Raw genomic sequence first — 15964 nt, forward strand, 5'->3', positions numbered from 1 at the left:
TTTAAAAGTTAATATTTACACCCATAATGAAAGTTCTAGGCTGAGGGAATTGTCCTCTATCTACACCTATTTCGGTAACTCCGTAGCTATCCAATTCATTAGCATAAGTTTCACCTAGTTCAGGGTCGAAGCCTTTATAGCTGGTGAATGTAAGCAGGTTCTGTACGGTAGCGTAAACTCTTAGTTTTTGCAATCCTAATTTTTTGATTGTGTTTCTGTTGAAAGTATAACCTAAGGTAAGTGTTTTTAGTCTCAGGTAATCACCTTTGTCAACATAGTAATCAGACATCCTGCGGTTGTTGTTGGTATCCTTGATTGTAACACGTGGTCCATTCCCTCCGGGGGTGTTTGTTGGGTGATAACGGTCTAGGATAGCTGCAAACTGATTGTAACGAGGATCAACGAACATGCCTTCATATTTGATGGCGTTGAATATATCGTATCCGGCAACACCTTGAAAGAAGAAGCTAAGATCGAAACCTTTATACTCAAGATCGGCTCCAAGTCCATAAGTGAAATCAGGGAATCCGCTACCAATATTTGTTTGGTCGTTAGAGTCTATTTTTCCATTACCATCCAAATCGAGGAACTTAAGGTCTCCAACTTTTGCGGCAGGTTGTATTTTTTCTCCTTTTTCATTTACGTAAGTATCTATTTCTTCCTGAGATTTAAATACACCTCCATTTTTATAACCATAGAAGTGTGCTATCGGTTCACCCACTCTTGTTCTTGTGATGTTAGTGCCACGGTAAGAACTTGTAAACATGTTTCTGTTACCTGTACCCATCGAAAGAACTTCATTTTTTACCTTGCTGAAATTGCCGTATGCGCTTATATTAAAGTCCTTAACTTTAGTATTGTATGATAAGTTCATATCAAAACCACGGTTACGCACTTCGGCAGCATTTACCATCATTCCTCCGTCTACACCGGCTAATGAAGGTACAGGGATCTCTAGCAATACATCTGACGATTTTTTGATGAAATAGTCGAATCCGAAATCAAACTTGTTGAGGAAGCTGATATCTAAACCTAAGTCTGTTTGAGTCGTTACCTCCCATTTCAGGTCAGGATTCGCTAATGTAGACTCATATCGTCCAAAGCCTGCAGTTTCTGTACTGCCAAAAACAGTGTTGTATCCATCATTATCTGTTGTGTTGGCAATAAGCACTTTGGTAGGATAATTGCTTCCCATATCCTGATTTCCTAATTTACCCCACGATGCTCTCAGCTTTAAGTTTTGGATTGCTTTTTCTTTCAGGGTTTCGAAGAAAGACTCTTCTGAAATACGCCATCCTCCCGAAACTGAAGGGAAGTATCCCCAACGATTTCCTTTTGCAAATTTAGAAGAACCGTCGGTACGGAAGTTTGCAGATAATAGGTATCTGTCTCCAAATGAATAATCGAGTCGGGCGAAATAAGAATTCATAGCCCATTCTTCGCGACCACCTTGCATCCATGCTATATTTGTAGCAGCAGAAAGATAACGTTGCGATTTATCTTCGGAGATAAAACCTGTACCGCGAGCATTTGTATATTCAGAGTTGAATGCTTCGTAAGAAGTACCTCCCAAGAGCATTAGCTTGTTGAGTCCTATCACTTTGTCATACTTCAATGTAGTGGTTGTGATCCATTTTGTATCTTTCCATCCTCTTTCGGTAAGTTCATTTGTATTGGACGCACGTCCGGCTTCAGGTACTCTGGTTACAAACCATTTGTCACCCCAATCAGACCAATCATAACCTAAATCAGTTTTGATTGTAAAATCATTTAAGAATTTGTATTCTGCATATACATTTCCAAATATGCGGTCGCGAGTACGTGCACGGTCCGATCTGTCTAATACAGCTACCGGGTTTCTGAGGTCGGCGCCTAATTCTCCACTTCCGCTATAAATGCCTTTGGCTTTATTTTCGTAGACAGAAACAGAAGGGTCGAATTGAAGTGCAGAAGCAATGGCTCCATTTGCTCCCATTTCCGGAACCAGCATTTGCTTAGAGTGTGTGATCATCAAGTTTTCTCCTACCTTGAAGTTTTTGAAAACTTCCAGTTCTGTATTGATACGTAGTGTTGTACGATTGAAACTTGAATTCTTTAGAAGTCCGTCTTGTTTAAGATGGGCTCCCATGATATTATACTTGAATTTATCGGAACCTCCTGAGAGCGACAAATCATAATTAGCCTGATAAGCGGCACTTGAGAAAATCTCATCCTGCCAGTTTGTCCTGCTCACTTTTGCAAAATCAGATGTGTAATAATCCGGAGCCGTTTTGTCGTATCCGTCATATTTTATAGCATTGTCGTATGCCTCCAAATGGATCATATTACGTTGTGCAGCATTCAAAACATTTATTTTTCGTTGAGCCATCGATACTCCATGATGAGTATTGAATGCAATATTCACTTTGTCGGATTTACCTCCCTTTTTAGTCTGAATAATAACAACTCCGTTTGCTGCACGTGAACCGTAGATAGCCGCAGATGCAGCATCTTTCAATACGTCGATACGCTCTATGTCGCCCGGATTGATATCGTTCATATTATCAGCCGGCATGCCGTCGATAACATAAAGAGGTTCGTTGTTTCCAAATGTACCCATCCCACGGATACGGATAGAAGTTCCCGATCCCGGAGCTCCACTACTTTGTAGTACGGTAACACCCGACATACGGCCTTGCAGCGCACTATTGATACCGCTTACTGACATGTCGTTCAGGTTCGACATTTTTACGGATGATACCGCTCCTGTCAGGTCGGCTTTTTTCTGTGTTGTATATCCCACAACAACAACTTCGTCCAAAGCCTGAGTATCTTCTTTCAGGACGATGTCTAAAGTGCTCTGATTTCCTATTTTTACTTCTTGAGGAACAAAGCCAACATAGTTAAATGCCAGAACCGCTCCGCTAGGAACATTTATAGAATATTTTCCGTCAATGTCGGTAATCGTTCCTGTGGTTGTACCTTTCACGGCGATACTAACCCCCGGAAGCGTGAAGCCTTTTTCATCTTTGATGACTCCCGAAATTTCACGGCCTGTTTGTTTACTATCTTTTACTTCGTTTGTTCCGGCAACAGATAATATAATCTGATCATCTACTATGGTATAAGTGATGTTCGAATCTTCGAATAGTGAGTTTAGTATTTCATTTACCGGTCTGTCTTTTACATTTATCGATACAATCTTATCTGTGTTGATAAGTTTGTCGTTGTACATAAAGTGGTAAGAAGACGCTTTTTCTATTTCTTTTAGTACAGAGCGGATAGCTCCTGTTCTATTGATGGAAATGCTGTCTATCCGTTTCGATTGGACGGTGAAGGACATTAAAAATAGCCCTAAAAATAAGAGATATTTGCTTTTCCCTCCTAAAATAAATTTCATTAATGTCATGGTATATTTTTTTTAAGGTTAATGTTGAAAAATACGGGTTCAGATGGAGCAAAAAAATCCAGCCCCCTTAGAAGTAAGTGGTAATGTCTTTTCATAAATTTTCTTGTTTTAAAAAACATCATACAAATGAATATCCTTATTCTTAAGGAATCACTTCGACGATATTAAGTTTTAATTAAAAGGAATAACACATTTTGTTCATACTGGTTCGATTTTAGGTTTTAAATTTTAGATTTAAGTTTCTGAGTTAATATTATTTTTTGTCCTTGTCTTTTCCATTCCAGTTGAGGTGTACTCAATGATAGCATGTTCATTATCTGATATATTGATTCATCTTTGATCGTCGCCGTAAAGCGATATTCTTTCAAGCTCTCATCTTGTATCACAATATCTACCCCATAAACCCTATTCAACTTTTGTACGACTTCCTCGAGTGGCTTATTATTGAATAATAAAATCCCCTGTTCGTAAGCGTCATACTCGTTCGGAGTACTGTTTGATATTGTATATTTTCTATCTGTTTTGTTAAACACCAATCGGGTATCGGGTTTCATTGTTATCGGATGATTCAGCCTTGGCGAATTAAAATCTACAATACCTCGTTCCAGATATACCTGTATTGTATTATCTGCATCATAATCTCTTACCGAGAACTTGGTTCCGTATGCTTTTACCCTTGTTCCGTCTGCTGTTTCTACATAGAAAGGATTCTTTGGGTTTGATTTCACCTCAAAAGTTCCTTCACCGTCTAAAATAACAAGCCGCTCTTCATCAGAAAACCGATCAGGATATTTGAGTGTTGACCCTGCATACAGAGATACTTTCGATCCGTCGGGTAGAGAGATATTTACTACTTTGGCATTTGTTGCAGCTACTTCGTTATAAACCACAGGGCCTGTTTGGTATTTATCTATCAGCAGGTATGTGAAACCTAATATCAAAGGAATTGTGATGATTGCAGCCGAATTGGCTAGCCAGCGACGCCAGTTGATTGTTTTCTTTTCCACCAAAGAGAATGGTATTTCAGGAATCTCTTTGTTTATAGACAGTGCTTGCGAAGCCTTATACACAAGGTTCCATTGATGGAATATCTTACGAGCTTCGTCAGAAGACGACAAAAAAGACTCAAACTCTACTTTTTCTTCAGAGCTTAGTTCTTTGTTGTGAAACTTGAATATTAACTTTTCAAATTTTTCTTTATCCATAATAGAATTTAGTGGCTTCTATATATAAGACAGATAACTCATAGGTCACCCTATGAAAAAAATTAATTTTTGTTGAAGAAAAGGAAAAGGAGAACGTAAGGTAGGAAATCTTTTAATGATACCGATAATATAATCAGCGATTTATGCATGTATGCTTCTACTGTTTTTATCGAAATATTTTTTCTTTCGGCTATTTCTTTATAAGTAAGATGTTCAAATCGGCTCATTCTGAATACTTCCCTGTATTTTTCGGGAAGTTCATTTATTGCTTTTTCAATCAAATTTTCCAGTTCCTCAACAGAATATAAATCGTCAGAAGTGTAGGGGTCGTACGTATTCAATATATACTGCTCGTATGTCATTTGTGTTTTTTGCTTTTCTATCAAATTGAGGCAATGATTTCGTGTTGCAGTAAGAAGGTAGGAACGGACAGAGGTATTGATAAATATATTTTTTCGGTCTCTCCACATTTTTAAGAACACATCGTGTATGCAATCTCTAACAGAGTCTTGGTCGGATATGTATCTGTTTGCAAATACGCATAATGGTGCATAAAAAAGATTATATAGCCTGTCGAAGGCATTGTGATCATCTTCTTTTATCAGATCAAACAATCTATCATATGTGTTTTCCCTCTCCATTCGAAAACTGATATATAACAAACATCCTGCAAATGTATGATATATTTTCAGGCTTAAATGTTAATTAAGAAAATAATATGTAAGATTTCCCTTATCTTTATACCTTCCTTATATTCAGAAAATAGAAGATTAATCTTTAATCTGTAAATATAAACCTTGAAGTAAAATATTTTAAACATAAAATATTCACCATGAAAAAAATCATTATTTTATTTTCTTCATGTTTGTTGTCGTTTAACTGTGTAGCTCAGCAACCTAAAGAACAATCTCTCTTATTGAAAACTCCTGTTCAAGAGCGTCCGGCAGGACAAACAGATGTACTCGAGTTGAGAACCGAACTCTTACCTGTGGTGCGTGTAGCATTCATCGGCTTAGGCATGCGAGGCCCCGGAGCTGTGAACCGAATGACTTATATTCCGGGAGTGGAGGTTGTTGCATTGTGTGATGTAGAGCAAAAAAATACAGAGAAAGTAAATAAAATGCTACAAGAAAAAGGCCTTCCTAAAGCTCAGGAGTTTTATGGAGACACCTCTGTGTGGCGTAAGGTTACAGCCCTTCCCAATGTAGATCTTGTTTATGTGGCAACAGACTGGTTGTCGCATGCAAAAATAGGTATTCAGGCGATGAAAGACGGCAAGCATGTGGCAATTGAAGTTCCCGCTGCTGTAACAATGGATGAAATATGGGGATTGATCAACACCTCCGAGCAAACCAGAAAGCATTGCATGCAATTAGAAAATTGCGTATATGATTTCTTCGAACTCACAACCCTAAATATGGTACAGCAAGGATTGTTGGGTGAAGTGATTCATGGAGAAGGTGCTTATATTCATGGTTTACAACCATATTGGGATGAGTACTGGAACGACTGGCGCATGGACTTTAATAAAGCTCACCGAGGTGATGTGTATCCTACGCACGGACTTGGACCTGTATGTCAGGCAATGAATATACACCGTGGCGACAAACTGAATTATTTGGTTGCGATGGATACGAAGGCGATAGGCAATCCCGAATTTTTGAAAAAGAATAGAAATGAAGAAGTAAAAGGTTTTCGCAATGGAGATCATACCACCACTATGATTGGAACAGAGAATGGGAAATCGATATTGATAGAGCATAACGTAACATCACCTCGTCCATACAACCGTATGTATCAGCTTACCGGGACAAAGGGGTTTGCGAACAAATACCCGATAGAAGGATATGCATTAGACAGTGAAGAGCTTGACCCTGAATTGACCAAGAATCATGAAAACCTGACGGCTCACAGCTTCGTCCCCGAAGATGTGCAAGTGGCATTGATGGAGAAATATAAACACCCTATAGCAAAAGATATAGAAGATCTGGCTAAGAAAGTCGGAGGGCACGGAGGAATGGACTTCATAATGGACTATCGTCTGATATACTGTCTTCAAAGGGGACTTCCGCTCGATATGGATGTGTATGACCTTGCCGAATGGTGCAGCCTGATACCATTAACGGAAATTTCGCTCGACAATAATTCAGTTCCTGTAGAGATTCCCGACTTCACACGTGGAGGGTGGAATAAAATAAAAGGATTGAAATTTGCTCAGTAAGTCCCTTCGTAGACCTTTATAAAAGGATAAAGGAAAAGGAGTTGTCGGTATTCATTTTAGTGAAAAGGGGTAGAGGTAAACTTTAAAAAAGAATTATTTTAGCAAAAGGGAGTGATCTCTCTATATTCTAAACTTAAATATACTTATGAAAAAAAATTACTTGATTATTTTAGCCGTATTTTGCACGGCTCTGTTTTCAATGACAGTATCAGCCCAGAAGTTATTTAATCTTAAATCTCCGAATGGTAAGCTGGAAGCTGTAATTAATGTAGGTAAAACAATCGATTATTCTGTTTTGCATAACGGCGATCTTATGCTCGACAAGTCTACAATTTCCATGTCACTCAGTGACGGAACTTTCTATGGAAAAGACGCGAAGTTGTCGGGGTCATCTACAAAGAGCGTAAATCAGATAATTAGTGCTCAGGTATATAAACGTAAACAGATAAAAGATAATTATAATGAGCTTACGCTCAAATTTAAAGATCACAGTATTCTCTTTAGAGCATATGACGATGGTATTGCTTACCGTTTTGTGTCTGCGTCTAAAAAGCCTTTTGCAGTACAAGGCGAACAGGTTGAGTTTAATTTTCCTGCAGACAGCAAAGCTTTTATCAATTATACGAATAAATATGAATCGGCGTCTTTTGAAGAACAATTCTTCAATTCATTCGAACAACCGTATGTTCATAATCTTTTGTCTGAGTGGAATAAGAAAAGACTTGCCATAAGCCCTTTGGTAGTAGAGGGAGTAAAGGGCAAAAAGGTTTGCATTGTAGAAGCTGACCTTCTTAATTATCCGGGAATGTTCTTATATCCGGGAGATAAAGCCAATATTCTGAAAGGGATTTTTGCACCGTATCCGAAAGATGTAGAACAAGGAGGACACAACAATCTGCAAATGGTTGTAAAATCTCGTGAAAATTTCCTTGCAAAATTTGATGGTGCTACAAATTTCCCTTGGCGTGTGGTAATAGTTTCTGAAAAAGATTCAGATCTGGCAGATAGTGATATGGTGTACAAGCTGGCAACACCGTCTCAGGGTGACTATTCTTGGGTAAAACCGGGTAAGGTAGCATGGGACTGGTGGAACGATTGGAACCTTTATAATGTAGATTTCAAGACAGGAGTGAACAATCAGACGTATAAATATTATATAGACTTCGCATCTAAATATGGTATAGAATATGTGATTCTGGATGAGGGATGGGCTGTGAATTTGAAAGCCGATCTGTTTCAGGTTGTTCCCGAAATTAATTTGCCCGAACTTGTCGCTTATGCTAAATCGAAGAATGTAGGTCTTATCCTTTGGGCAGGGTTTCATGCTTTCGATCGTGATATGGAAGCCGTTTGCAAACATTATAGTGAAATGGGAATCAAAGGTTTTAAAGTAGACTTTATGGATAGGGACGATCAGGTTGTTGTTGATTTTCACCGTCGTGGTGCAGAAACGGCTGCTAAATATAAGATGATGTTAGACTACCACGGTACTTACAAGCCTACAGGTTTGCAACGAACATATCCTAATGTGATTAACTTTGAGGGCGTAAATGGATTGGAGCAGATGAAATGGGCTGAAAATCTCGATCAGGTTACCTATGATGTTACTATTCCGTTTATTCGTCAGGTAGCAGGGCCTATGGATTATACGCAAGGTGCGATGCGCAATGCTACAAAAGGAAATTACAGAAGCGTGAATAACGAAGCCATGAGCCAAGGTACACGTTGCCGTCAGCTTGCTGAATATGTTATTTTCGAATCTCCGTTGAATATGCTTTGCGACAGCCCGTCAAACTATATGGCAGAACCCGAGTGTACTGAGTTTATCGCTGCTGTACCTACCGTTTGGGATAATACAGTTGCTTTGAATGGCGAAATTGCAAAATATGTAGCCATTGCCCGTCAAAAGGGAGATGCATGGTATGTGGGTGCATTAACAAACTGGGATGCCCGTACTATGGAACTGGATTTGTCATTCTTGGGCGAAGGCAACTTCAAAGGAGAAGTTTTTAAAGACGGTGTAAACGCCGATCGTGTTGCTAAGGACTACAAAAAGGAAATAATAGATATTCCTGCCGATCGGAAACTTCCAATATCAATGGCTCCGGGTGGAGGTTATGTTGTGAAAATAATAAAAAAATAAAAACAATTATTCTTCTATTATAAGATAAGAGGCTGTCTCAACTATTTTGTGAGACAGCCTCTTTTATAAAAAAAATAATCACGGCTTTATTTTATATATTGCTCAGCGCCTGATCCAGATCAGCGATGATATCGTCAATATTTTCGATACCCACAGACAAGCGTAGCAATCCCGGAATAGCACCTGCCAAAACTCTTTCTTCGTCCGAAAGTTGTTCGTGAGTTGTAGTTGCAGGATGGATTATGAGAGATTTAGCATCACCTACATTTGCCAAGTGGCTTATCAGTTGGAGGGAATTTATCACTTTGTCGGCATTATCTCCCGATCCTTTTACTTTGAAAGAAAGTACACCACCGGCTCCTTTTTTGAAGTATTTTTTAGCCAATGCGTGGTATGGGCTGCTTTCTAGTCCCGGATAGTTTACATATTCTACTTTCGGATGTTTCTCCAACCATTTAGCAACAGCCAATGTGTTTTCCACATGACGTTCTACCCGAAGAGAAAGTGTTTCCAATCCTTGCAAGAGAAGGAATGAGTTGAACGGGCTGATCGTACTACCCCAGTCTCTAAGTCCTTCTACGCGGGCACGTATCGTAAATGCGATATTACCGAATGGACCATTTGCTCCAAATACATCCCAGAATACAAGTCCGTGATAGCTGTCGGATGGCTCTGTAAATTCAGGGAACTTACCATTGCCCCAGTTGAACTTACCGCTATCTACAATCACCCCGCCAAGAGATGTTCCATGTCCGCCTATCCATTTGGTAGCACTTTCTACTACAATGGTAGCCCCATGTTCTATCGGGCGGAAGAGTGCACCTCCTGCACCGAACGTATTATCTACAATTAGTGGTATTTCGTATTTGTCGGCTACAGCAGCGATAGCTTCAAAATCAGGGATATTCAGATCGGGATTTCCGATTGTCTCCAGATAAAGAGCTTTTGTTCTGTCATCAATAAGCCTTTCGAACGAAGCCGGCTCGTCATCCGGTGTAAAGCGTGCTTCTACTCCCAAACGTTTGAACTGTGACTTGAACTGATTGTGTGTACCACCATACAGATGCGAAGTAGTAACGAAGTTGTCTCCCTGTGACAGTATATTATTGAGCGCCAAAAATTGAGCGGAGTGACCTGATGCTGTTGCCAGAGCAGATGTTCCACCTTCAAGAGCAGCTATACGTTTTTCAAATACATCTGTAGTCGGATTCATCAGACGAATGTATATATTCCCGAATTTACGAAGTCCAAACAAATCGGCTCCATGTTGTGCGTCATCAAAAGTGTATGACGTTGTTTGATAAATAGGTACAGCACGTGATCGTGTAACCGGATCTACCTCTTGTCCGGCATGTACTTGTAACGTTTCAAATTTATAGTTGCTCATATTTTTTTGTTTTTATAAAATGAGAGTAATTGATTTTAAAATCAATTACTCATAACTAAATAAAGATAACCTTTAAGATCGTATTATGTTGATTAAAGTGGATATTCTTCAAAAGCATACAATACTGTAGACAGATAACGCTCTCCTGTATCGGGAAGAATTACAACGATATTCTTTCCTTTGTTTTCAGGTTTTTTAGCTAACAATGTAGCCGCATACGCTGCTGCGCCTGAAGATATACCTACCAATAGACCTTCTTCGCGAGCCAGTTCACGGCTTGTGCGGATGGCATCGTCATTGCTTACCTGAATGATTTCATCTACAACAGAGTCATTGTATGTTTTTGGAACAAAGCCTGCTCCTATACCTTGTATTTTGTGCGGGCCGGGTTTACCTCCTGATAATACAGGTGAGTCTGTTGGCTCTACAGCCACTATTTGCACATTTGGATTGTATTTTTTCAAAACTTCACCTACACCGCTTACAGTTCCGCCTGTACCAACTCCCGCTACAAAGATGTCGACCTTACCATCGGTGTCACGCCAGATTTCTTCAGCAGTCGTTTTTTTATGTATTGCAGGGTTTGCAGGATTCGCAAATTGTTGAAGAAGAACTCCTTTCGGGTTTTGTCTTTGTAGTTCTTCGGCTTTTGCTATAGCACCTTTCATGCCATCGGGGCCGGGAGTAAGAACAATATTTGCACCAAGTGCTTTAAGTAGATTCCTACGCTCTATACTCATGGTTTCAGGCATTGTCAATGTAAGCTTATAGCCTTTTGCCGCAGCTACAAAAGCAAGCCCTATCCCTGTGTTTCCACTGGTTGGTTCTATCAATTCGCTGTCGGGGTGAAGTAGTCCCGATACCTCTGCTTCTTCTATCATCGCATTGGCAATACGGTCTTTGACGCTCGATGCCGGATTGAAGTATTCCAATTTAGCAATTACATGAGCATCTACTCCATGTTTCTTATTATAATTCGATAACTCCAATAGCGGAGTGTTTCCGATAAGATCAGTTAATTTTTTTGCAATTTTTCCCATAACCGTTGATTTGTTTGTTTAATTATTGATACAAAGGTACATACTTTGAGGTACATATAAAATCGCTAAAGTAAGGTATTTTGATACCATGTTTATGGTATATTTTGCTGAGATATTTGATAAAGTAAAAAACGTTAAGAAGAATGTTTGATAGAAATTATTAACGTATATTCGTAGTGCTTTAAGCAAATCTTGTGGAACTTTACAAATCTAAAAAGTAATACATTAATAAACGTTTGAAAGGAAACAATAAATTTGTATAAACGCTATGGAGATATCAGATCTATATAATATATATAAGAAATACCCGGAAATTTCAACTGATACACGTAATAGTCCTAAAGATTCAATATTTTTTGCATTAAAAGGTGCAAATTTTAACGGGAATGAATACGCTGAAAAAGCAATCGATCAGGGCTGTGCCTATGCTGTTGTTGATGAAGAGAGATACGCAACCAGACCGAATATAATATTAGTAAAAGACAGTCTGGAAACACTACAAGAATTAGCCCGCCATCACCGGAAACAATTTATAAAAAAGCCAATTATTGCTATCACCGGAACAAACGGAAAAACAACTACAAAAGAGTTGATTTATTCTGTTTTGTCTCAGGAGTATAATGTGCTGGCAACTCAGGGAAACCTGAATAATCATATCGGAGTCCCGCTAACTTTGCTGAGGATAAAAAAAGAACATGAGATTGTGATTGTGGAAATGGGAGCGAGCCATGTAGGTGAAATCCGCTTTCTTGCCGAGATGGCTTTGCCAAACTATGGGCTGATTACCAATTTGGGACATGCACATATCGAGGGGTTTGGTTCGTTCGAAAATGTGGTGAAGGCCAAAGGTGAGTTGTATGAATTTATCCGCAGTACCAAAGATGGGAAGATATTTATAGACTACAGCAATTTGCTCTTACGTGAAATGTCGGAAGGGATAACGTCTATATATTACGGACTGGAGGAAGATTTATTTATTTCAGGAAAAGTAACATCTATCAGTCCTTTCCTTGCATTGGAATGGAAATTTGGGAATAAACGCAATAAGGTGCAAACAAATATGATAGGAGAGTACAATCTTTCTAATGCATTGGCTGCAATAACTATTGGTAAGTATCTTGGGGTAAAGGCTTCTTTGATATGTAAAGCGATAGAGGAGTATGTGCCGACTAATAACCGCTCGCAACTAAAAAAGACAGAAAAAAACATGCTTATAATAGATGCATACAATGCCAATCCGACAAGTATGCATGCCGCTCTCGAAAATTTTGACCATATGGATGTAAATCATAAGGTTCTTATCCTTGGAGATATGAAGGAGCTGGGACCTGATACAGATATGGAGCATCAGAAGATTGCAGATTATATAAGCGATCATAACTTTGACAGGGTTATGTTTATCGGAGATAATTTCAGCAGGGTAAAAACAAAGTATCCGAGATTTAAAAATCTTGACCACCTGAAAGAATATCTCGAAAAAGATCCGGTTGAAGATAGTTACATATTACTCAAAGGCTCGAGGGGAGTACAACTTGAGAAATGTATTGACATGCTATAAAAAGATAATATAATATAATAGAAGAAGATCCTCATTTGGGGATCTTTTTCTATTTATATACTTGATTGATTTTTTTGAACAGAATAGAGATTGAGTATCTTAAATCAAATCCTTATAAGGATGAGGATAGTCACTACCCATTGTTTTCTTATATTCTACAACAAATGCCTGATAGCGGATGCGAGCCTCTTCATTTAGCTTTAATCTTTGTAAAGCTTTGGTCTGGAAAACTAAGGCCTCGTCGTTCAACGGGTCTATATTGAACAAAGCCTCTGTTAGATTTATAGTTGTCTGATAGGCCTCTGTGGTAAAGCTTTTTTCGATTTCTATTAATAATACAGGTTCCAGTTTATGTTCCATGTCTATCTTGAATGTATCAAAAAGAGCCTGATCTGAAGATCTTAGGAATTTACCACGTGTTAGTATCTCTATTAATTCTTCTCTGTTTTCTTCTATACCGGTAGATATGATTTGAATGCATCTTACAAAGTCGCAATAACATTCGTCGGTTAATACTATTTTAAAATAGCCTTTGTCATATACAAATTCAATTCCATCCAATTCCCCTAGTGCTTTCCTTAAGTGATTGATAGTAACTCCTCTTGAATTTTTTACTTTATCTTCGGGTTTGTCGGGCCATATGAGGTTGCTAAGTCGTTGAGAGGTGATACCGTCCTCGATACTATATTGCAGAACAAGAAAGAACATTTGCCTTAGCTTTGTACTGAACATATAGGTAATATCTTTATTGTTTCTATCGCGTACAGTAAACTCACCGAATAGATAAATGGAATTAGGCTTATCAATCCGTTCTTTATCGTTGTTCAGCGTTCTGAATGTTTGGCTGGTATTTCTGCTGTTCTTATTTTTCTGAACAAACCTCCGATATAGAAGATACCCTATAATAGAGATACATATACAAGCTAGGCCGATAATTATTAAAACAATAATACCTGATTCTTCTTTGGGATAATTGGTAAGATCGTCTGCTGTAATGGGTGGGAATGCTAACGAATAAACTTTAAGATCGGAAGATACATCATCGGCAAACTCCTGTACAATTGCATACAGGTTGTTTAACTGATGGTCGTAATATAAATTAGCATTTGTTGTAATCTTATCCGAATATATCGGAATCGAGTCTCCTAATATTTCATAACTCCCGTCTTTCAGCGAGAAGCGGTATAATTGTAAAAATGATTTCGAAAAATGCTCCGGATAACACAATGTATAAAAACAAGAATCATCAAGGATAACCATTCCCCGTACAGGTACTACATTGCTTTTATCCCATGGAATTTCCCAGAGCTTTGTAATATGTTTTGTATTTAAATCAACTTTATGCAGATCATAGAAATATTTTCGTCCTACCACCTGTTCGCCGGATTCGTTACCCATCCCTCCGAATACATATATGGAATTTGTTTTCTTCAGATATCCTACTGACGAAAAATAACGAGGAAGTATTGTATCTCCGCTAAAACCGTCCAGTGTTGACCATTTTCTCTCGTTTAGGTCGAAACAATAAAAGTTCTTACTATAGTACATATTGCCGAATCCTCCAAATATGGTGTATTTATCCGTTGAAGGATCGTAGTAAGCCCCGTGATGATGTAGTTGTCTGGGAAGTCGCTCAGTGCTTTCTGTTGTCCATTGATAGGTATCCAGATTCAAACTGGCAATCATGGGCTGTTCATCCGTTATATTGTGATACACCTCATATGCATATAGTCTATTGTTTTTCGTATCGATGAAGTTTGTACCCAAAGCAAGGTTTACCGGACATTTTTCATCGAAGACTTTTGTTCTTGTTTCGCCCGATCTTACATTATATATAGATATCGCATCCCTGTTGAAATAATATATTTCTTTCTTTCTTACGTTGTAGTTAGCTCCGGCTACAGTTTCGGATTTGAATGAAGTCTTAAAGCTCCAGTGATAAGCATCATTTATCAGCCATTGTGGATTTAATACTTCTCCCAGTGCCTTCCCTTTCGAATCGTGTACTATACTTCCCTCATTCTCTCTTAATGGAAATATATATTTCTCATTATTCCCAACCGAGAGTTCTTTGATTGCAAAAGAAGGAGTGTCGATAATGTGGTCGCTTTTACCAAAGAGAATAATCGGATAGTATTTTTCCGGAAGCCCTGAGGCTACAGCTCTAAATACTCTGTCATTTACAGTTAATCTTATCGAATCACTCTTTAGATCAAATGATATTATCATTCTGAGCCAATGCTTATCAAGCTGTTCTTCTTTATTTAGTTCGGCAGTGATCAAGCTGCTTCGTCCTTCTTCATTGAATTTGAATACAAAACTACTTCCTTGTCCGTCATAAAATAAATTATAGATTTTATCGGATTTCTCATTTTTTATACGAAGAATGTATCCAATTTCTTTTGCAGGATAAAGAGCTATCTTGAAATCAATATTGAAATAGTTGGAAAAGGCAACGGATGAATTTTTGAAAACATCGTAAGAGGTTCTTTTATCTATAGATTGTTCCCCTCCACAAAATTTTAGACCTTGAGATAAGGCTGTTTGTGAATAAAAACAACTAAGTATGAAAAATATATATAGATACAGTTTCATGGAATAGAAAATACAATTTTCAAGTTAATAAGATTGTTTCCGGGTGACCTCTATTGTAATACTCTGTTTTGTGATAAATGGAGAAGGGGTAGAGGTGTCTTATCAAGATATAAAGATATTAAAATCTTTTTAATAGAAAGAGATTCCCTTTTAATACCGTTTTAACTGGTTTTTTAAGATTTCTTATAATGTGCACATAATAAGGTAAAAAGCATAAGATTAATGTTTTTTTTTACTTAATAACCCAAATTTAACCCAATAATTAACCTTCGAGCGCCAATCTTTGGTAAAAATGATAGAGGGCAATACGTATGTCGAGCCATATCATGAAAGAAAAATAATTTAATAACCAAAATCTATTAATCAACCAACCAAAAATCAGCCTATGTACATTGATGTTTCTAATTAATGTTAACTCTTAACTTTT

At 38.1% G+C, this 15964-nt stretch carries 9 protein-coding genes; 3 read left to right on the forward strand and 6 right to left on the reverse strand.

Annotated elements, in window-relative coordinates; translation table 11 throughout:
• Window position 1: 1 nt before the first annotated feature.
• The 3 genes from E4T88_RS05540 to E4T88_RS05550 all read right to left on the reverse strand — a co-directional run bounded on the left by E4T88_RS05540 (window position 2) and on the right by E4T88_RS05550 (window position 5234).
• A complete protein-coding gene (locus E4T88_RS05540; protein ID WP_135104487.1) occupies window positions 2-3388 on the reverse strand; it encodes a TonB-dependent receptor in 3387 nt (1128 codons plus the stop codon).
• Window positions 3389-3609: 221 nt separating this feature from the next.
• Window positions 3610-4593, reverse strand: a complete 984-nt coding sequence (locus E4T88_RS05545) for a FecR family protein (RefSeq protein ID WP_135104488.1) — start codon at window positions 4591-4593, stop codon at window positions 3610-3612.
• A gap of 62 nt (window positions 4594-4655) precedes the next feature.
• Window positions 4656-5234: an RNA polymerase sigma-70 factor gene (locus E4T88_RS05550; protein ID WP_135104489.1), complete on the reverse strand. Its 579-nt coding sequence runs from the start codon at window positions 5232-5234 to the stop codon at window positions 4656-4658.
• Between the two features lie 191 nt (window positions 5235-5425).
• On the opposite strand from E4T88_RS05550, the gene E4T88_RS05555 reads away from it, so the two are divergent.
• Window positions 5426-6814 carry a Gfo/Idh/MocA family protein gene (locus tag E4T88_RS05555; RefSeq protein ID WP_135104490.1) on the forward strand — a complete coding sequence of 463 codons (1389 nt, stop codon included), beginning with the start codon at window positions 5426-5428 and terminating at the stop codon, window positions 6812-6814.
• 145 nt (window positions 6815-6959) lie between these two features.
• A complete protein-coding gene (locus tag E4T88_RS05560; protein ID WP_135104491.1) occupies window positions 6960-8957 on the forward strand; it encodes a retaining alpha-galactosidase in 1998 nt (665 codons plus the stop codon).
• A gap of 91 nt (window positions 8958-9048) precedes the next feature.
• Here E4T88_RS05560 and E4T88_RS05565 read toward each other — a convergent pair whose 3' ends face one another.
• Together E4T88_RS05565 and cysK are read right to left on the reverse strand one after the other, a co-directional pair.
• The gene (locus tag E4T88_RS05565) at window positions 9049-10344 is read right to left on the reverse strand and encodes an O-acetylhomoserine aminocarboxypropyltransferase/cysteine synthase family protein (protein ID WP_135104492.1); all 1296 of its coding nucleotides are present in this window, start codon (window positions 10342-10344) and stop codon (window positions 9049-9051) included.
• Window positions 10345-10436: 92 nt separating this feature from the next.
• Window positions 10437-11384, reverse strand: coding sequence for a cysteine synthase A (gene cysK / locus E4T88_RS05570; protein WP_135104493.1), 948 nt, complete (start codon window positions 11382-11384; stop codon window positions 10437-10439).
• 268 nt (window positions 11385-11652) lie between these two features.
• On the opposite strand from cysK, the gene E4T88_RS05575 reads away from it, so the two are divergent.
• Window positions 11653-12942: a UDP-N-acetylmuramoyl-tripeptide--D-alanyl-D-alanine ligase gene (locus tag E4T88_RS05575; RefSeq protein WP_135104494.1), complete on the forward strand. Its 1290-nt coding sequence runs from the start codon at window positions 11653-11655 to the stop codon at window positions 12940-12942.
• A 99-nt stretch (window positions 12943-13041) separates the two neighbouring features.
• Here E4T88_RS05575 and E4T88_RS05580 read toward each other — a convergent pair whose 3' ends face one another.
• On the reverse strand, window positions 13042-15537 hold the full coding sequence (locus E4T88_RS05580; RefSeq protein WP_135104495.1) for a Kelch repeat-containing protein: 2496 nt from the start codon (window positions 15535-15537) through the stop codon (window positions 13042-13044).
• Between the last annotated feature and the right edge of the window lie 427 nt (window positions 15538-15964).

Source organism: Dysgonomonas mossii, from assembly GCF_004569505.1.
GTDB lineage: Bacteria > Bacteroidota > Bacteroidia > Bacteroidales > Dysgonomonadaceae > Dysgonomonas.